The 18,179-nt window shown below is 71.0% G+C and carries 17 protein-coding genes; 5 read left to right on the top strand and 12 right to left on the bottom strand.

All coding sequences use genetic code 11. The annotated features are described in order from the left end of the window. Positions 1–131 precede the first annotated feature (131 nt). The 11 genes from I004_RS33295 to rimP all read right to left on the bottom strand — a co-directional run bounded on the left by I004_RS33295 (position 132) and on the right by rimP (position 11,960). Entirely contained in the window at positions 132–920 is a 789-nt protein-coding gene (locus I004_RS33295; protein ID WP_037975660.1) for a DeoR/GlpR family DNA-binding transcription regulator, read from the bottom strand. A 4-nt stretch (positions 921–924) separates the two neighbouring features. Continuing rightward, positions 925–2,304, bottom strand: coding sequence for an MFS transporter (locus tag I004_RS33290; protein ID WP_051344902.1), 1,380 nt, complete (start codon positions 2,302–2,304; stop codon positions 925–927). Positions 2,305–2,350: 46 nt separating this feature from the next. Beyond that, positions 2,351–3,382: a 4-hydroxythreonine-4-phosphate dehydrogenase PdxA gene (pdxA, locus tag I004_RS0110620; RefSeq protein ID WP_028435476.1), complete on the bottom strand. Its 1,032-nt coding sequence runs from the start codon at positions 3,380–3,382 to the stop codon at positions 2,351–2,353. Next, positions 3,379–4,767, bottom strand: a complete 1,389-nt coding sequence (locus tag I004_RS33285) for a four-carbon acid sugar kinase family protein (RefSeq protein WP_078510987.1) — start codon at positions 4,765–4,767, stop codon at positions 3,379–3,381. Before I004_RS33285 ends, pdxA begins: the two co-directional genes overlap by 4 nt. Before the next feature lie 191 nt (positions 4,768–4,958). Then, the gene (gene truB, locus I004_RS0110610; protein ID WP_028435475.1) at positions 4,959–5,912 is read right to left on the bottom strand and encodes a tRNA pseudouridine(55) synthase TruB; all 954 of its coding nucleotides are present in this window, start codon (positions 5,910–5,912) and stop codon (positions 4,959–4,961) included. Positions 5,913–5,915: 3 nt separating this feature from the next. Beyond that, on the bottom strand, positions 5,916–6,362 hold the full coding sequence (rbfA, locus tag I004_RS0110605) for a 30S ribosome-binding factor RbfA (protein ID WP_028435474.1): 447 nt from the start codon (positions 6,360–6,362) through the stop codon (positions 5,916–5,918). Positions 6,363–6,377: 15 nt separating this feature from the next. After that, a complete protein-coding gene (locus I004_RS0110600) occupies positions 6,378–6,674 on the bottom strand; it encodes a DUF503 domain-containing protein (protein ID WP_028435473.1) in 297 nt (98 codons plus the stop codon). 101 nt (positions 6,675–6,775) lie between these two features. Then, positions 6,776–9,865, bottom strand: coding sequence for a translation initiation factor IF-2 (gene infB / locus I004_RS0110595; RefSeq protein ID WP_028435472.1), 3,090 nt, complete (start codon positions 9,863–9,865; stop codon positions 6,776–6,778). A gap of 157 nt (positions 9,866–10,022) precedes the next feature. After that, positions 10,023–10,310 (bottom strand): YlxR family protein, encoded by a 288-nt coding sequence (locus I004_RS38100; protein ID WP_078510986.1) that lies wholly within the window; start codon positions 10,308–10,310, stop codon positions 10,023–10,025. Between the two features lie 61 nt (positions 10,311–10,371). Next, positions 10,372–11,409, bottom strand: coding sequence for a transcription termination factor NusA (nusA, locus tag I004_RS0110590; protein ID WP_028435471.1), 1,038 nt, complete (start codon positions 11,407–11,409; stop codon positions 10,372–10,374). A gap of 2 nt (positions 11,410–11,411) precedes the next feature. Continuing rightward, positions 11,412–11,960, bottom strand: coding sequence for a ribosome maturation factor RimP (rimP, locus tag I004_RS0110585; RefSeq protein ID WP_028435470.1), 549 nt, complete (start codon positions 11,958–11,960; stop codon positions 11,412–11,414). A 281-nt stretch (positions 11,961–12,241) separates the two neighbouring features. Between rimP and I004_RS33280 the strand changes: the two genes are divergently transcribed. From I004_RS33280 to I004_RS0110565, 4 genes are all read left to right on the top strand, one after another. After that, positions 12,242–12,823: a hypothetical protein gene (locus I004_RS33280; protein WP_078510985.1), complete on the top strand. Its 582-nt coding sequence runs from the start codon at positions 12,242–12,244 to the stop codon at positions 12,821–12,823. Continuing rightward, the gene (locus I004_RS0110575; protein WP_028435469.1) at positions 12,820–13,299 is read left to right on the top strand and encodes a ferritin-like domain-containing protein; all 480 of its coding nucleotides are present in this window, start codon (positions 12,820–12,822) and stop codon (positions 13,297–13,299) included. Before I004_RS33280 ends, I004_RS0110575 begins: the two co-directional genes overlap by 4 nt. A gap of 149 nt (positions 13,300–13,448) precedes the next feature. After that, complete coding sequence (locus tag I004_RS0110570; RefSeq protein ID WP_028435468.1) at positions 13,449–14,423, top strand: aminoglycoside phosphotransferase family protein; 975 nt, start codon at positions 13,449–13,451, stop codon at positions 14,421–14,423. Between the two features lie 171 nt (positions 14,424–14,594). After that, positions 14,595–15,482: an aldolase/citrate lyase family protein gene (locus I004_RS0110565; RefSeq protein ID WP_106965316.1), complete on the top strand. Its 888-nt coding sequence runs from the start codon at positions 14,595–14,597 to the stop codon at positions 15,480–15,482. Between the two features lie 64 nt (positions 15,483–15,546). Here the strand turns inward: I004_RS0110565 and I004_RS0110560 are convergent, their stop codons facing one another. Further along, positions 15,547–16,950, bottom strand: a complete 1,404-nt coding sequence (locus I004_RS0110560) for a citrate:proton symporter (protein ID WP_028435466.1) — start codon at positions 16,948–16,950, stop codon at positions 15,547–15,549. Positions 16,951–17,124: 174 nt separating this feature from the next. On the opposite strand from I004_RS0110560, the gene I004_RS0110555 reads away from it, so the two are divergent. Next, positions 17,125–18,048: a LysR family transcriptional regulator gene (locus I004_RS0110555; protein WP_028435465.1), complete on the top strand. Its 924-nt coding sequence runs from the start codon at positions 17,125–17,127 to the stop codon at positions 18,046–18,048. The last annotated feature ends 131 nt before the right edge of the window (positions 18,049–18,179 follow it).

Here is an 18,179-nt window from a genome sequence, read left to right as displayed (position 1 = left end):
GGAAGTTGATCAGCAGTGACAGGGCCTGCGGAGAAAGCGCCCCCGACCGCGCCGTCGACTCACCCCGAGCGCCCGGCCGTTGGAGTGAATACTGTGGCGTGCGGGAATGGACCGCCGGTGCGCTGCCGCCTCTACACGGTCACCACTTCGCACTTCCCGCCCGCGGTGAACTCCATGAGCTGCTCGGGAGCTGCACCCTCGTCCGTGACGAGCGTCCAGGGACCGATGTGGCGGGCGTGATACGGGAAGGGGCTGTCGCCCAACTTGGAGGAGTCCGCCAGCACGAGCACCTCGCGTCCGCGCTCGGCCATCAGCTCCTTCGAATGGGCCTGTTCGAGAGTGGGGCAGGAGAGACCGTCCCGTGCGTGCAGTCCGTCCGCACCGAGGAAGACCACGTCGGGCGTGAGCCGTCGCAGCGTCTCCTCCCCCTCGGGGCCGAGGATCGCCCCGTTCGGACGGCGCACCCGTCCGCCGAGAACGATCAGCTCGATCCCCTGTGCCTCCGCGAGATGCCGCAGCGCGATGGTGGAGTTGGTGATGACGGTGAGCGAACTGCGCGACTGCAGAAGACGGGCCAGACTCCCCGTCGTCGTGCCCGCATCGATGAGGATCACGTCGCCGTCGTGGACGTGCTCGGCGGCGGCCCGCGCGATGGCCTCCTTCTGGGCGCGGTTGCCCGACTCCTTTTCGTCCAGGGTGCGTTCGGCGGCATGGCCGCCCGCGACGGCACCTCCGTAGGTGCGGTGGATGTGCCCGTCCCCGGCCAGCTGCTGGAGGTCACGGCGAACCGTGGAGACGGAGATCCCGAAGCGGGCGGCGAGTTCGGTTATCTCGCCGTTGCCCGCGAGCACCTCCCGCAGGATGTCGTCGCGGCGGCGCGCGGTGCCTCGGCGGGGTGCGCGGGGGCGGGCAGTGGTCATCCGGTCATCGTCCTTCATCCGCATGGGACTTCACCATGCGCGACTCGTCGGCCGCCCCGTCGTCGGCAGCCGGCGCGGCGGCGGGCTCCGCCGTGACCGCCTCGGCGGACGGACGCAGCCCGGTGAGCACCAACACCACGGCCACGGCGAGGAATCCGGCGAGCACGCCGAAGCCGGTCACGCTCGTCCCCGTGCTGTCCGTGAGCCATCCCACCAGGTAGGGACCGACGTAACCGCCCAGGTTGCCAAGGGCGTTGATGAGGCCCATGGCGACGGCCACCACCTCGATCCGCAGCACCCCCGCGGGGATCGCCCAGAAGGGCCCGTACGGTGCGTAGAGCGCACCCGCGGTGACGCAGAGAAGAACCATCCCCAGGACGCCTCCCTGCACGATCTGCCCGAGCAGCAGCGCGGCGATCGCGACGACGAGCGGCACGGCGACAGCCTGCCGCCGCTTCCCGGTTCGGTCCGACCATGCCGCGTTGGCGACCATGACGATCAGCGCCACCGTGAACGGGATCGCGCTGAGGAGACCCACCTGCGTCGACGAACCGTCGTGCGTGAGCGTCTTGATGACGGACGGCAGCCACAGCGTGAATCCGTAGAAGCCGGTGATCCAGAAGAAGTAGATCGCGATCAGGACGAGCACGGACCTCTGCTTGATGGCGTCCATGTAGGAGCCGGAGCCCGACGTCGGCTTGGCCGCCTCGTCCGCCGCCAGCGACCGCTCGACGTACTCGGACTCGGTGCGCGAGATCCAGCGTGCCTGCGACGGGTGGTCCGCCACCGCGAACCACCACACCACCGCCCAGATCAGCGGCGGGAAGCCCTGGAGCACGAGCACCCAGCGCCAGTCGGTGTGGTCCAGCATCAGCCCGGAGAGCGGGGCCATGATGATGGACGAGATCGGCAGGCAGGCCATCCACAGGGCGTTGGCACGCGCACGCTCGCGCAGCGGGAACCAGGACGCCAGCAGGATGAGCACGGCCGGCCACACACCGCCCTCGAACAGACCGAGGACGAACCGCGCGACGTAGAACTGCTCCTTGGTCTGCACGAGCCCGCAGGCCATGGCCGCGACGCCCCACGCGATCATCAGGATCATCACGGTCTTACGGGCGCTCCAGCGCTGCGCCAGGATCGCGCCGGGGATCTGGAGGAAGACATAGCCCAGGAAGAAGATTCCGGTGACCATGCCCTCGTCGGCGGCCGACAGGCTCAGGTCGCCGTCCATGTAGGGCAGGATCACCGAGACGTTGCTGCGGTCGAGGAACGCCAGCATGTACATCACCACGGCCACGGGGATGACGTACGTCCAGCGCTTCGCGGGTATCGGCGTTCCCGGTGCGGATCCTGGTCCGGCCGGGGGTGTTGCGGGTGTCATGTGCTGCTCCAACTGACGTGCTCGATCAGGGAATTCGACTCGGCGGTCAGGCCGCGCCGCCGTAGGTCGCCCTGATGCGTCCGGCCGAGCTGCTGAAGTCCACGCCGGCGCGGAAGGCGGCGGCCATGGTGCCCGGCGAGGCCTTGCCGGTTCCGGCGATGTCGAAGGCCGTTCCGTGGTCCACCGACGTGCGGAGGATCGGCAGGCCGACGGTCACCGAGACCGTTCCGTCGAAGTCGACGGTCTTGGCGGGGATGTGCCCCTGGTCGTGGAAGTGCGAGAGCACACCGTCGAAGCGGCCCTGCAGCCCCTGGTGGAAGACGGAGTCGGCCGGGATCGGGCCGACGACGTCGAGCCCCTCGGCCGCGGTCCTCTCGACAGCCGGACGCAGCGCGACGATCTCCTCGTCGCCGAAGTGCCCGTTCTCGCCGCCGTGCGGGTTGATGGCGGCGACGCCGAGCCGCGGTTCGTCGTGGCCGAAGACCCGCAGCGCGGTGACCGCGTGGCGGATGCTGGCGCTCACCCGCTCCTCGTCGATCTGGTCGAGTGCCTTGCGCAGGGAGACGTGCCGCGTCGTGAAGAAGATCTTCAGCCCGCGGACGACGAACATCGTGTCGAAGTGCGCGGCGCCGGTCAGTTCGCCGAGCATCTCGGTGTGGCCGAGGTGTTCGGCACCCGCGGCCCACACCGCCTCCTTGTTGATGGGTGCGGTGACGATCCCGTCGACCTCGCGCGCCATCGCGGCAGCAGTGGCGGCCTCGATGGCGGCCACGGCCGAACGGCCCGCCACGGCGCTGACCTTGCCCCATTCGAGGTCGTCGCCGGCGATTCCCAGGTCGAGGACGTCGATGGTGCCGGGCGCGAAGCGGGCCTCCGCGACCGAACCGACCGCGTTCACCTGGACGTCCAGTCCGCACACCTTGACCGCCCTGCGCAGTACGGCGGCGTCTCCGACGGCGATGCCGTGGGCGAGGTCCGCGGTCTGCGGGTCGGCGAGGGTACGGGCGGTGATCTCGGGCCCGATGCCAGCGGGGTCGCCGAGGGTGACGGCGAGAACGGGAAGCCGGCGGCTGGTCATGAGGAAACCTCTTCTGCTCTGCGGTGGTTGGAACCCGATGTGGAATTGTGGGGTGTGCCGGGATCGTCCGGGTCATCGGACGGGACGGCGTCCGGGTCACCGGAAGGGCCGGGTTGTCCGGGAGTCCCGGGAGCTCGGGGAGTGCTGCGCGTGTGCATGGCGCGCAACCGCTCCAGGCAGGCCACGGCGGCGTCGGGGCCGCCGATGAGTCCGCCTTTCGTGGCGAAGGGCAGACCGCTGTGCGGCCCGCCGGCCAGATGGCCCGCCACGGCGAGCGGCAGCACCTCTGCCTCGATCGCGAAGCCCTCGGCGCCGAGCGCACCGGTGACAGCGGCGGCGACGTCGCCGCCGGAGGTGTAGAGACCGCCCGGATCCAGTGCGTCGACAGCCTGCGCGGCGACCTCGGCGAGGCAGCGCAGGATGCGCTCCGCCGCAGCGGGATCGCGCACGGCGGTCGGCGCAACCCGGACGCCGAGCACCGCGGTCCCGGAATCGGCCGCCGCCTGCAGCTCGCCGACGATCCGCTGCGGGTCGGGCGCCGGGTCGTCCGGGTCCATCAGGACGTAGTGCGCACCGAGCGCCTTCTCGGTCCTGGCGATCTGCTCGTTCGTGGCCTCCGTGACGCTGCCGACTATCGCGAGGATGCGGGGTGCGGCGCCGGCCGGGCGGATGCCCAGCTCCGCCGCGAGGGCGGCTCCGAACGGGCCGGAGTCCAGGGAGATCCAGCGTGTTCCGTCCTCGGCGGTGAGCCGGGCGGCCGCGGCCGCGACGGTACGCAGATGCTCGTTGTCGGTGGCGTCGCAGACCAGGACCCGGGCCGGCTGCCGCAAGGCCTCCAGCACCCTGCCGGGGCCGTCCTCGACGACGTCGAGCGGGACTTCGGCGGTGGTCAGGGCGCTCTGCTCCGCGAGGACGGAGGTGATGCGGGAGTGCCGCACCGAGGTGAACAGGTCCTGGGCGACGGGCGTCCGGGTCAGCGGAACGCCGTCCACGAGGTGGATGCCGCCGACCGTTGTGCGCCCGGCGTCGGGGAAGGCGGGAACCGCCAGTACCCGTACGGGTGCCGATGCGTCGCGTGCGGTGACCGCGTCGACGATGGCGTCCAGTTCGCGGCCGGGGTTGCCGCGCAGCGTGGTGTCGACGCGCTTGACGACGAGGCCGTCGCCCGCCGCCGCGGTGACGGCGGCGTGTACGGCGGCGTAGCTCTCCGCCTGCGTGAAGCGGCGGGACCCGGAGTTGACCACGAGGACGTCGACGGCGTCGGCGTACCGCGGCACCTGTTCGAGGTCACTGACGGTGACCGTGTGCAGGCCCTGACGCGCGAAGAGGGCGCCGGTGGCGTTGCTGCCGGTGAGGTCGTCGGCGACCACGAGTATCTGCGCCACGATGCCCCTCCAAGCCGACCACGGCCCCGCCACTTGACTGATTCGCGCAGTATTTCCTGCGCGTTTCGCTCAACGAAGCTTCGTCTGCACACATTGCGCCTGTCAAGGGGTACAAGAAGGCGAGGTGGAAGGGGTTCTCGCGCGAACCGCGCAACTTCGAGTGCCGTAGGTGCCTTTTCGGAGCGCCGTGGCTACTGCTGGACGAACACCGCGAGGCTCTTCGCCCGGCCCTGGCGGTCCTCGACGAGCGCTACCAGTTCGCCCTCGGGACCGAACACCGCGACGGGCACAGGGCCTTCGACCTTCCCCGATGCCGACTCCGGTGCCGGCATGCGCAGTTGCACGCCGTTGCCGAGCATCCGCGCCTGTTCCGCGTCGACGTCCCAGCGCGGGAAGGCCGCGGCGGCGGCCTCCGCGAGCGGCAGCAGCGACAGGCCCCCGCCGCTGTCCGTCTCGCTCTGCAGCGCCTCCAGGGACCGGGCCTCCTCCAGCCGGTAGGGCCCCACCCTTGTACGGCGCAGCGCCGTCAAGTGCCCGCCGGTACCGAGGGATTCACCCAGATCGCGCGCCAGCGCCCGCACATAGGTGCCGGACGAGCACACGACAGAGACCACCAGATCGGTGACTTCGGTGCCGTCCTCGGCCCGTTCACCGCGGCGCACCTCGTGCACGTCGAACGCGGAGACGGTGATGTCGCGGGCGGCAAGTTCGACCTCTTCCCCCTCGCGCACGCGCTGGTAGGAGCGCTTGCCGTCGACCTTCACCGCGCTCACCTTCGACGGCACCTGACGGATGCGCCCGGTGAGCTTTCCGACGGCCGCCTCGAGCGCCTCGCCCGAGAGGCCCGAGGCACCGAGCGCTTCGGTTACCTCGCCCTCGGCGTCGTCGGTGACAGTGCTCTGCCCGAGCCGGACCGTCGCGACGTACTCCTTCTCCGTCAGGGCGAGATGACCGAGCAGCCGTGTGGTCTTCCCGGTGCCGATGACGAGCACACCGGTGGCCATCGGGTCCAGCGTGCCCGCATGTCCGACGCGCCGCGTGCGGGCCATGCCACGCAGCTTCGCGACGACGTCGTGCGACGTGAAGCCGGCGGGCTTGTCGACGACGACGAGCCCGCCGGGATCCTGGTCCTTCTTACGCGCCACAGTTCATTCGTCCTCGGCCTGCTCGTCCTCGCCCGGCTTGCGGTAAGGGTCCGCCCCGCCCGCGTAGTCCGCGCCGGAGGAGGCCTTGCGGACCTCCTCGTCCGACGCCTTCGCCCTCGCGAGGAGGTCGTCGATCGTGCGGGCGTTCTCCGGAAGGGCGTCCGCGACGAAGCTCAGGCTCGGGGTGTGCTTCACGCCCGCTGCCGCACCGACAGCGGTGCGCAGCACGCCCTTTGCGCTCTCCAGCCCGGCGGCAGCCGCCTGGCGGTCCTCGTCGTCGCCGTAGACGGTGTAGAAGACCGTCGCCTCCCGCAGGTCCCCGGTGACCCGGGTGTCCGTGACGGTCACATGTGTGCCGAGCCGCGGGTCCTTGATCCCCCGGTGCAGCTTCTCCGCGACCACCTCACGGATGAGGTCGGCAAGCCTCTTCGCCCGTGCATTGTCGGCCACTGGTCCGTCTCCTCGCTAATCGTCTTCTTCTCCGTGGAAGCGCCGCCTCACCGACAGCAGTTCCACCTCCGGGCGTGCGGCGACGAGCCGCTCGCACCGGTCCAGCACGTCTGACACGTGCGCCGCGTCCCCCGAGACCGCCGCCAGGCCGATCCTGGTGCGGCGATAGAGATCCTGCTCCGCGACCTCCGCCACGCTCACCGCGTACTTGCGCTGCAGTTCGGCGACGATCGGGCGGACGACGGAGCGCTTCTGCTTCAGCGAACGGACGTCGCCCAGCAGCAGGTCGATGGAAAGAGTCCCCACATACACCCGGAGATCGTAGAAGATGCCGCCGGGGCCGATCGACGGAGTTTCCTCCGCCGACCGGCCCCGGACCGGCTCAACTCGCCTGCTGCGGCGCCGCGGCAGCGTCAGCCGCGGGGCTTCTCCCGCATCTCGTACGTGGCGATGACGTCGTCGACCTTGATGTCGTTGTAGCTGCCGAGGTTGATACCACCCTCGAAGCCGTCACGGATCTCGGTGACGTCGTCCTTGAAGCGGCGCAGGCCCTCGATGTTGAGGTTCTCCGCCACGACCTTGCCGTCGCGCACGAGGCGGGCCTTGGTGTTCCGCTTGACCTCACCGGAACGGATGAGGACACCCGCGATGTTGCCGAGCTTGGAGGAGCGGAAGACCTCGCGGATCTCCGCCGTGCCGAGCTCGATCTCCTCGTACACCGGCTTGAGCATGCCCTTGAGGGCCGCCTCGATCTCCTCGATGACCTGGTAGATCACCGAGTAGTAGCGGACATCCACACCCTCGCGGTCGGCCAGCTGCGTCGCGCGCCCCTCGGCACGGACGTTGAAGCCGATGACGATGGCGTCGGAACCCGTCGCCAGGTCGATGTCGGTCTCGGTGACCGCACCGACACCGCGGTGCAGGATGCGCAGATCGACCTCTTCGCCGACGTCCAGCTGAAGCAGCGAGGACTCCAGGGCCTCGACCGAACCGGAGGCGTCGCCCTTGATGATGAGGTTGAGCTGCTGCACCTCGCCCGCCTTGAGCACCTTGTCCAGGTCCTCCAGAGAGACCCTGCGGGTGCGCTTGGCGAACGCGGCGTTGCGCTCGCGGGCGGCACGCTTCTCGGCGATCTGACGGGCCGTACGGTCCTCGTCGACCACCAGGAAGTTGTCACCCGCGCCCGGGACGTTGGTGAGACCCAGCACCAGGACGGGGGTCGACGGACCCGCCTCCTTGATGTGCTCACCCCTGTCGTCGAGCATCGCGCGGACCCTGCCGTAGGCGTCGCCCACGACCATGGTGTCGCCGACCTGGAGCGTGCCCCGCTGGACCAGCACCGTCGCCACGGCGCCACGGCCGCGGTCGAGGTGTGCCTCGATCGCGATGCCCTGTGCGTCCTGCTCCGGGTTGGCCCGCAGATCGAGCGCCGCGTCCGCGGTCAGCACGACCGCTTCGAGCAGCGCGTCGATGTTCTCGCCCTGCTTGGCGGAGATGTCGACGAACATCGTGTCGCCGCCGTACTCCTCGGCCACCAGGCCGTACTCGGTCAGCTGACCGCGCACCTTCGTCGGGTCGGCGCCCTCGACGTCGATCTTGTTGACCGCGACCACGATCGGCACCTCGGCCGCCTTGGCGTGGTTCAGCGCCTCGATCGTCTGGGGCATGACGCCGTCGTTCGCCGCGACCACCAGGATCGCGATGTCCGTCGACTTGGCACCACGGGCACGCATGGCGGTGAACGCCTCGTGACCAGGGGTGTCGATGAAGGTGAGCTTGCGCTCCTCGTCGTTGACCTCTGTCGCGGCCTGGTAGGCACCGATGTGCTGGGTGATGCCGCCGGCCTCGCCCGCGATGACGTTGGTCTTGCGGATCGCGTCCAGAAGGCGCGTCTTACCGTGGTCGACGTGACCCATGACGGTCACGACCGGCGGACGCGGCACGAGCGCCTTCTCGCCGCCCTCGTCCTCGCCGAACTCGATGTCGAAGGACTCGAGAAGCTCGCGGTCCTCCTCCTCCGGGCTGACGATCTGGACGACGTAGTTCATCTCCTCGCCGAGCAGGCCCAGCGTCTCGTCGGAGACGGACTGCGTCGCGGTGACCATCTCACCCAGGTTGAACATCACCTGGACAAGCGACGCCGGGTTGGCGTTGATCTTCTCCGCGAAGTCGGTGAGCGAGGCGCCGCGCGAGAGCCGTACGGTCTCGCCCTTGCCGCGCGGAAGCATCACGCCGCCGACCGACGGCGCCTGCATCTGCTCGTACTCCTGGCGGCGCTGCCTCTTCGACTTGCGGCCACGACGGGCCGGACCGCCGGGACGGCCGAACGCGCCCTGCGTACCACCGCGGCCACCGGGACCGCCGGGACGGCCGGCGAAACCGGGACGGCCACCGCCGCCACCACCGGGACGGCCGGCGAAGCCGCCGCCACCGCCGCCGGGACGGCCACCGCCGCCACCACCCGGACGACCGGCGAAGCCGCCGCCACCGCCGCCGGGACGGCCGGGACCGCCACCGGGGCCACCGCGGCCGCCACCGGGACCACCGCGGCCGGGACCCGGACGCGGAGCGGCAGCGGGACGCTGCGGCATCATGCCCGGGTTCGGCCGGTTACCACCGCCACCGCCGCCGGGGCGCGGACCGCCCTGGCCGCCGCCGCCCTGCGGGCGCGGCATGTTGCCCGGAGTGGCACCACCACGGCCGCCCGGCGCCTGCGGACGCGGACCGCCCTGGCCCTGACCACCGGGCTTCGGCGGCTGCCCCGGCTTGGGGGCACCACCGGGACGGGGCGCCTGCGGGCGCGCCATACCGGTCGAACCGCCCGACGTGAAGGGGTTGTTGCCCGGACGCGGGCCGGACGGACGGCCACCCGGCTTGGGTGCGCCCTGACCCGGACGTGCGCCCTGGCCGCCGCGACCGCCCTGGCTCTGGCCGGGCTTCGGCGCGCTCTGGCTGGGCTTGGGTGCCTGCCCGGGCTTCGGAGCCGCCGCACCGGGCTTGGCGGTGTCCGCCGAAGCCGCGGGCGCCGAGAACTCCGGCTTCGCCGGACCTGGCTTGGGGCCGCCCGGCTTGGGGGCCTCCGTCTGGCCGGACGCGGGAGCGGCCGGAGTGACCGGACCGCCGGTCTCCCCCTCGGCCGCGGGTGCGGGCGAGACAGGGGCTTCCGGTGCCGGCTTGGGTGCTCCCGGCTTGGGAGTATTGGACTGGCTCGTTTTCGCTGCTCCCGCGCCGGGCTTGGGTGCAGCCGCACCGCCGGGCTTGGGGGCGGCGGGCTTGGCGGCTGCCTTCTTCGGCGCCGCCGGCTTCGCCGCGGACTTCTTGGCGCCGGACGCTCCGGCACCACCGGCCGCGTCGAACGCGTCGGTCAACTTGCGTACTACAGGCGCCTCGATCGTCGAGGACGCCGAGCGGACGAATTCGCCCAGTTCGTTGAGCTTGGCCATGACGACCTTGCTCTCGACTCCGAGCTCCTTCGCGAGCTCATAAACCCGGACCTTAGCCACTTCGCTCCTTACGGTCCGGGGGGCTCGTCCGCCGCCGGACCTTCGCTACTTATGCATGGGCGTACTCATCGCGTACTCATCGAGTGCTCATCGCAATCTCGACCTACTTCCGACTCGCGAGGTACCTCTCCGCACGGAGGGTTCCGAACGGACTGTCTTACGGTTCTGCCTGTTCGATCTGCTCCATCTGCCGCCGCACCGCTGTCACGTCGAACGGCCCCGGACCGCGAAAGGCCCTGTTGAACGCCCGTCGACGGACAGCCTGGTCGAGGCAGATCGACATGGGATGCAGATACGCGCCCCGGCCGGGCAGCGTACCGCGAAGATCAGGGACGCAGCGGCCCCCGCTCAGCACCACACGCAGCAGATCGGGTTTGTCCGAGCGCTTCCGACAGCCCACGCAAGTGCGCTGTGGGCATGCTCGGACTCGCGTCCGGCCAGACACTGTTAAGTCTACCTCCCCGTACCGTCACACCCCTTCGGGGGTAACGGTGACCCTCTTGGTTTCAGCCCTGCTCGGCAGCGTGTCCCGGCGCCGTTTCCGGCTCGGCCGAGACGGCTTCGCCAACATCCGCCGTGTCCGGACGGATGTCGATGCGCCAGCCCGTCAGCCGTGCGGCGAGACGGGCGTTCTGGCCTTCCTTTCCGATCGCCAGGGACAGCTGGTAGTCGGGCACCGTCACACGCGCGGAACGCGCGGCGAGATCGACGATCTCGACCTGATTCACACGTGCCGGGGAGAGCGCGTGAGCGACCAAGTCGGCAGGGTCGTCGGACCAGTCCACGATGTCGATCTTCTCACCGTGCAGCTCCGCCATGACGTTGCGCACACGGCCGCCCATCGGCCCGATGCAGGCGCCCTTGGCGTTCAGCCCGGATCGCGTCGAACGCACGGCGATCTTCGTACGGTGCCCCGCCTCGCGCGCGATCGCTGCGATCTCGACCGAGCCGTCCGCGATCTCGGGCACCTCCAGCTCGAAGAGCTTCCTGACCAGGTTCGGGTGGGTGCGCGAGAGCGTCACCGAAGGCCCGCGAACCCCCTTGGCGACCCGCACGACGTACGTGCGCAGCCGGGTGCCGTGTGCGTAGTCCTCGCCCGGTACCTGCTCCTGCGGCGGAAGGATCGCCTCCAGCTTGCCGATGTCGACCAGCACGCTCTTCGGGTCCTTGCCCTGCTGGACCACGCCCGCGACGACGTCGCCCTCCCGGCCCGCGTACTCGCCGAAGGTGACTTCCTCCTCGGCGTCCCGCAGCCGCTGCAGGATGACCTGCTTGGCAGTGGTGGCGGCGATGCGCCCGAAGCCGGTCGGGGTGTCGTCGAACTCCTGCGGTTCGGCCCCCTCCGGCAGATCGGACGGGCTCTCCTTGGCCCAGACCGTCACATGACCCGTCTTGCGGTCCAGCTCGACGCGGGCGTCGCGGTAGCTGCCCTCCGTACGGTGGTAGGCGATGAGGAGGGCCGATTCGATCGCCTCGACCAGCAGTTCGAGGGAGATCTCCTTCTCCCTCACCAGCCCGCGCAGGGCACTCATGTCGATGTCCACGGCTACGCCTCCTCCTTGCCTTCGTCGTCAGCGGCCGCGGACCCGTGCTGCGCTCGCTTCTCGGCGGCCTTGCGGTTGAACTCGATCTCCACGCGGGCCTTCGTGATGTCGTCGAAGGCGAGCCGGCGGGCGGTGGGCTTGCGCCCCTTCACGCCCGGGACCTCCAGGTCGATTCCCTCGTCGTCGACGCCCGTGACTCGTGCGGTCACTTCGCCGCCGCCCGCGTTCTCCGTGAGATTCGCCTTGACCAGCCGGCCGACGGCACGGCGGTAATGGCGCTGCTCGGTGAGCGGGCGGTCCGCACCGGGGGAAGTCACTTCCAGCACATACGGGTTGCCGCCCATGGCGTCCGACTCGTCCAGCACTTCGGAGAACGCGCGGCTCAGCTCGGCGCACATGTCGAGCTCGACCCCGTCGTCGGAATCGACCACGACGCGGAGCACCCGTCGTCTCCCGGCGGGGGTCACCTCGATCTCTTCGAGATCCAGCCCCTTCTTGCTCACGAGCGGCTCGAGCAGTGCGCGCAGCCTCTCGCTCTGGGTGGTGCTCATCCGGGTGACTCCTCGGCCGCGTGTGCTGTTGTAGGGGTGCCTGAAACAGGGGAGGTGAACTGGTCGTGTACCGGACCAAGCCTAACGTCTGCCACGCCCGGCGCCGACCAGACGGGCGATCCGGGCGGGATGTCAGAGACGTGCGGGTACTCATGCGATAGCGAGGGTGGCCCGTCGATGCGTTCGAATGGACGCGGGTACGCTCTCGGGGCGGTGATCACCGTATGTGGTGCCCGCCGCAGAGATTCCAGCGATGTGCCGACGCCGCTCAGGGAGCCCTCATGCCGCTCACCCCGTCACCGCCGGCGGGCCCGCGCAGAAGGTCGATGGTCGCCGGGACTCTGAGCACCCTCGCCCCTCTCGGAGCGCTGACGACGCTCGTCTCGGGGTGTTCGGGGAGCGGGAGCGGTACGGACGCCGCACAGACCGCCGGGGTGGAGAGGCGACTGCGCCACGAGGCCACCGAGCAGAGTCTCGACCTGCTGGCACGCTACGACGCCACCGCCGAGGCGCACTCGGGCCTCGCGGACCTGCTGCGTCCACTGCGCGCGGCGACGATGCGGCACGCGGAGGTGCTCAGCGGCCAGGACGACGGCAAGGGCGGCCACGGCGGTGACAAGAGGGGCGACGACGGCCCGGGCACCGGGAAGAACGGCAAGCAACACAAGCCGCGGGTGCCCGGTGACGAGAAGGCGGCGCTGGCGGAGCTGGGCGACGCGGAGCGGCGTACGGCACGGGCCCGCACTGGGGCGCTGGTGAAGGCGCCGCCGGAGACCGCCCGGCTCCTGGCGTCGCTCGCGGCGGCCGGTGCGTCGCACGCTTATCTGCTCGGCGCTGAGGACGGGAAGGACGGCGGCTCATGAAGAAGCTGGTCGACGCCGTGCAGGCGGCCCTGGCGGCGGAGCACGCCACCGTCTACGGCTACGGCGTCGTCGGCGGACGCATCGAGTCGTCCCGTCAGGGCGAGGCGCGCAGCGCCTACGACGCGCACCGGGCCCGCCGCGACGTGCTGCGCCGGGAGGTACGCGACCTGGGCGGCGAGCCGGAACCGGCCGCCGCGGCATACGCACTGCCTTTCGCGGTGCCGGACAGCGCCGCCGCGGTACGGCTCGCGGCCGAGTTGGAGGACCGGCTCGCCGGCGTGTACGCGGACCTCGTACGGGCCAGCGAGGGTGCCCGCAGACGGGAGGCGGCGGCGCTGCTGAGCGAGGCGGCGGTCCGGTCGGTGCGGTGGCGGGGCAGCAGCGTAGCCTTCCCTGGTCTCTCCGAGCGCTCCGGCTCCGACGGCCCGGCGTCTTCGGGGTCGCCGTCGCCCGGTGGGACGTCCGGTTCGCTCTGACCGTCCCCGGAAGGCGGCGCCGGCGAACCGGCACCGGGCACCGCGCAACCGTTCGCACACACCGAACCGCACCGCCCTGCACGGCACAACACCGCACGTCCGTGTCCCGCCGTCCGCCGCACGCCGTCCGGAAAGGTCCACGTCACCGCATGCCTACTGCACTGCCTCTCGATCCTCCGCAGCGGCTTGTGCGCACCCTCGCCTCCCAGCACGGCCACGCGGGCGAGGAGTTGGGCAGGGCCGGTGAGGAATGGCTCGCGGAGCTCCCGGCGACGCTGGAGCGGATGCTGGAGAAGTGGGGGCTGACGCCGGACCGCGTGGTCTCGCCCGGCGGCCGCAGCAGCCTGGTCATGCTCGTTCGCCAGGCGGACGGGACTCCGGCGGCGCTGAAGCTGCTCGCTCCGTACGTCTACGCGGCGCGGGAGCGCACCGAGCGGGAAGGCGCCGCTCTCGCGCGCTGGGGCGGGCGGGGTGCCGTGCGGCTGCTGCGCTCCGACGCCGCAGAAGGTGCCCTGCTGCTGGAGCGGCTGCACGGGGAGATGTCGCTGCGGTCACTCCCGGAGGCGAGGGCGACGCTGGAGGCCGCTTCGGCGGCACGCCGGCTGTGGATCCCGGCCGAGGGCGACGACGGTGCGGTCCCCGGGGCCGACCACCTGCGCACGGTCGCCGAACACACCGCCGCCAGCTGCGAGTTCCTACGTTCACCGGCGACGCCGGAGGGGGTGCGTCCGATTCGGGACGAGGCGCTGGAGCTGCGGGACGCGCTGCTCCGCGACCCTCCCGAACAGGTGCTGCTGCACGGCGACTTCAGGCAGGGCGCGGTGCTGGCCGCGGACGCCGACCGTGCGCCGTGGCTCGCGGCCGGCCCCGACCCGCTGCTGGGCGAGCGCACATACGACCTGGCCCGGCTGGTCCGCGACAGGCTGCACGATCTGGTCGCCTCCCCCGGCGCCGCCTCGGCGACCAGGCGCCGCCTCAACAAGCTCGCCGACTCCCTGGACGTGGACCGCGAGCGGCTGCGCGGCTGGTCGCTCTACCGTGCGGTGGAGTCCGGCGTACGGCACATGAGCAGCGGAAACCGGGAGGACGGGGAGCTGCTGCTGGAGTTCGCGGGCTGGCTCTGACACGGCGGAGCCGCGGTCGGGTCTCAGGTTTCGGTCCGTTCTGGGTGATCACCACCTTGTCATCTACCATCACCGGTCGAAATCGGTACGAGTAGCTTGCGGAACTGGAGCAGCACGGTGTCGTTCGAGACGCACGAATCGACCGGGTCCCGGCGGGCTCCCCTGCGTTCCATGCTGTTCGTGCCCGCCGCGGAGACGGAGTGGCTGACCGGGACCGAGGCGTTCGGCGCCGACGCGGCGATCCTCGACCTGACGGACCCGTCGGTGCCGGACGAGGACAGGCCGACCGCCCGCGCTCGAGTCTGCGAGGCGTTGGACCGCCAGGGCGACGCGGGCGACTCCGGCGGGGAGGTGGCGCTCTTCGTGCGGATCAATCCGCTCGACGCCTGGTCCTCCGTCGAGGAGCTGCGTACGGTCGCACGGCCCGGCCTCGCCGGACTCGTCCTGCCGAAGGTGCGGTTCGAGCAGGAGATAAGGACCGCCGACCGTCTGCTGACCCGGTGCGAACACGAGCAAGGTCTCCCGGTGGGCGGCATCGCCCTCGTTCCCCTGCTGGACACCGCGCGGGCCATGGGCGACGTCCGCCCGATCCTCGGCGCGGCCTCGCGCATCGCCTACACCGGTCCCGTCATCACGCCGGGCAGCGAGCTCGAACGCACCCTCGGCCGCCGCAGGAGTTCCAGGGCCGGCGAGGCTCACGCGCTGCGTGCCCGCGTGCTGCGGGAGATCCGGGGCGCGGGAGCCGAACACCCCGTCACCGGTCTGTGGACAGACGTCGACGATCTCTCCGGGCTGCGCCGTTTCGCCGAGCAGAATCGTTCACTCGGCTATGCCGGGATGCTCGCGGCCCACCCCTCCCATGTCCCCGTGATCAATGAGGTCTTCGCCCCGGAAGCGGGCGAACTCGCCCGCGCGGAGCGCCTGATCGCCGCCGTGCGGGAGGGACAGGCACAGGGCGCGGGCGCAGTGACCTTCGAAGGGCGGATGGTCGACGAGGCCATGGCCGCGAACGCCCAGCGCATCATCAGGCGCCACCGGAGGCGCGGCCCTGCCCGGTGAAGTCGGCGGCGCGGCGTACCGGCACTGAGGGACCCTGACCGACCCTGCCCGGCACCGCCTGGGCTCAGAGCGGCACGACCCCGGTCAGCATCGCCGCGGCGGTCATCACGAGCGTGGTCGCGAAGGCCCAGCCGAAGATGAAGCGCTGGTGCTCACCGAACTGGACGCCCGTCATGCCGACGAGGATGAACGTCGCGGCCGTCAGGGGGCTGAGAGGGAAGCCCGTCGTCATCTGGCCGAGGATCGCCGCGCGTGCGATCTCGGCCGGGTCGGTGCCGAATCCCTGTGCGGTCTCCGAGAGCACCGGGAGCACGCCGAAGTAGTAGGCGTCGGGGGTCAGGGCGAGGCTCAGCGGCATGCCGGTGACGGCCACGATCCCGGGGAGATGGCCGCCCATCGATGAGGGGATGACGGAGACGAGGGCCTGCGCCATCTCGTCGAGCATCTTGGTGCCGGTGAGGATTCCGGTGAGCACGCCGGCCGCGAAGATCATGGTGGTCACGAGGACGACGCTCTTGCCGTGCTTGTCGAGCAGCGCCTGCTGGTCCTCCCACCGGGGGTGGTTGACGAGCAGTGCGACGGCGAAGCCGATGACGAACAGCACCGGCAGCGGCATGAGTTGCAGTACGAGGCCGACCAGCAGGATCAGGGTGAGCACCAGGTTGAAGGCCGTCAGCCAGGTGCGTGGACGGGCGGGTGCGGCGGTGGCCGGGCCGGCGGAGGTCGTGGCGGTGCCAGCGGTGGACGTGGCGGTGCCAGCGGTGGACGCGGGTGCGCTGCCCGGGTCTTCGGGATCCATCCCGTCGCTCACGTCCTCGCCGGAGCCCTCGGCCCGTCCGTCCGACGCGGGCAGGGAACCGAGACGCTTCCGTTCGCGGAGCCCGATCAGATACGAGGCCAGCAGGACCCATGCGATGCCGGCCCCCATCGCGGGGAGGACGGGCACGAAGATCTCGGAGACGTCCACCTTGAGCGCCGACGCGGCCCTGACGGTCGGTCCGCCCCAGGGGATCATGTTCATCACCCCGGCGCCGAGGCAGATGATCCCGCTGAGCACGAGCGGCCTCATGCCCAGCCGACGGTAGACGGGCAGCAGCGCGGAGACGGTGATGAGGAAGGTGGAGGCCCCGTCCCCGTCGAGCGCCACGCAGAGCGTCAGTACTGCGGTGCCGACGCATATCCGCAGCGGATCGCCGCGGGCCACCCGGAGGATGCCGCGTATCAGCGGGTCGAAGAGCCCCGCGTCCACCATGAGGCTGAAGTAGAGGACCGCGAAGGCGATCATGATTCCGGTCGGTGCGACCGTCGCCAGCCCGTCGAGGACCATTCCGCCGAGCTCGCCCCCGAACCCTCCGGCCAGCCCCGCGAGTACGGGCAGCAGCACGAGTGCGACGAGCACGGAGACGCGTCCGGTCATGGTGAGCAGGAGGAAGAGACCGATCGTGGTGAAACCCAGTGCTGCCAGCATGATCTCTCACTCTCATTCCCGGGCGGCCTGGCGGCGGGCGACGCATGGACGTGGGGGCGTCGCGTTGCCCGAGAGTTTCGGAGCCGGATCGAATGGGTGTCCAGCATTGAACCGGGATCCACTCATGCGATCTGCGCATCAGTTCGCCGCTCGCTGCGCCTATGCTCGCCGCTCATGGATGCCACACTCCGCCAGCTCTCGGCGTACGCCGCCGTCGCCCGTGCGGCCAGCTTCACGGCCGCCGCATCGCAACTGCACGTATCGCAGTCGTCGCTGAGCAGGGCCGTAGCCGACCTGGAACGGGTCCTCGGCGCCCAGCTGTTGGAGCGCGACACCCGCAACGTGCAGCTGACCGCGGCCGGTACGGAGGCCCTGCGCATCGCGGACCAGATCCTGGGCGCGCACCGGGCCGGGATGAAGGAGCTGGAGCGCTTCCTGCTCGGCGAGTCGGGGACGGTCGCCGTGGCCACGCTGCCCTCCGTCGCCGCCGTACTGCTCCCACAGGTGATCTCCGAGTTCCGCAGGCAGCGACCGCACGCGGCGGTGCGGATCCTGGACGGGCCGGAGCGCACCGTGCTGGGCCGGGTCACCTCCGGCGACGCGGACTTCGCGATCACGACGGCCGGCGAGCCCTCGGCGCAGCTGGAGCACCGGCCACTGGTTCGCGACCGGTTCGTCGCGGTGCTTCCGCCCGGGCACGAGCTGGCCGAACGGGACGAGGTCACATGGGAGGACCTGGCACGGCACCCGTATCTCGCGATCGGGCAGGACTCCAGCGTGCGACGACTCGCGGACGCCACCTTCGCGCAGATCGACGCCCGGGTGGCTCCGGCGGCGGAGGCGGGCAGCGTGGCGACGGTCGGCGGGCTGGTGGCGGCAGGGCTCGGGGTGGCGGCCATGCCGGCCCTCGTGCTTCCGCTGCTGGGCACCGCGTCCTTCGTCCTGAGGCCGCTCGCCCGGCCCGTGGTCCACCGGCGCCTCGATGTCGTCATGCGGGCACGGCGGACCGTTCCCCTCGCGGCACACCGCTTCCTCGACACGCTCGATGTGCTGCGCGAGGACGGCGGCGGTCTCCCCGAGGGCGTCTCGTGGGCGTGATACCGACCCCGTGACGACCCAGCGGCCCATGCGAAAAGTGCATCGATTGATGGTCCTTTCTTGCTGGACAGGCATTTCTGCGCTCGGAGAGGCTGAGCCGGAAGGCGCCCGCTGTGACCGGCGGGCGAGTG

It is taken from the genome of Streptomyces sp. TAA486 (assembly GCF_000426165.1).
The sequence above is the reverse complement of the archived record's forward strand: the minus strand, read 5'-3'. Positions and strand labels throughout refer to the sequence as shown.

Coding starts and splice junctions, on each gene's coding strand:
- I004_RS33295 (WP_037975660.1), bottom strand. CDS start 920: ATGACCACTGCCCGCCCCCGCGCACCCCGCCGAGGCACCGCGCGCCGC.
- I004_RS33290 (WP_051344902.1), bottom strand. CDS start 2,304: ATGACACCCGCAACACCCCCGGCCGGACCAGGATCCGCACCGGGAACG.
- pdxA (WP_028435476.1), bottom strand. CDS start 3,382: ATGACCAGCCGCCGGCTTCCCGTTCTCGCCGTCACCCTCGGCGACCCC.
- rimP (WP_028435470.1), bottom strand. CDS start 11,960: ATGAGCACCACCCAGAGCGAGAGGCTGCGCGCACTGCTCGAGCCGCTC.
- I004_RS33280 (WP_078510985.1), top strand. CDS start 12,242: ATGCCGCTCACCCCGTCACCGCCGGCGGGCCCGCGCAGAAGGTCGATG.
- I004_RS0110575 (WP_028435469.1), top strand. CDS start 12,820: ATGAAGAAGCTGGTCGACGCCGTGCAGGCGGCCCTGGCGGCGGAGCAC.
- I004_RS0110570 (WP_028435468.1), top strand. CDS start 13,449: ATGCCTACTGCACTGCCTCTCGATCCTCCGCAGCGGCTTGTGCGCACC.
- I004_RS0110565 (WP_106965316.1), top strand. CDS start 14,595: ATGCTGTTCGTGCCCGCCGCGGAGACGGAGTGGCTGACCGGGACCGAG.
- I004_RS0110560 (WP_028435466.1), bottom strand. CDS start 16,950: ATGCTGGCAGCACTGGGTTTCACCACGATCGGTCTCTTCCTCCTGCTC.
- I004_RS0110555 (WP_028435465.1), top strand. CDS start 17,125: ATGGATGCCACACTCCGCCAGCTCTCGGCGTACGCCGCCGTCGCCCGT.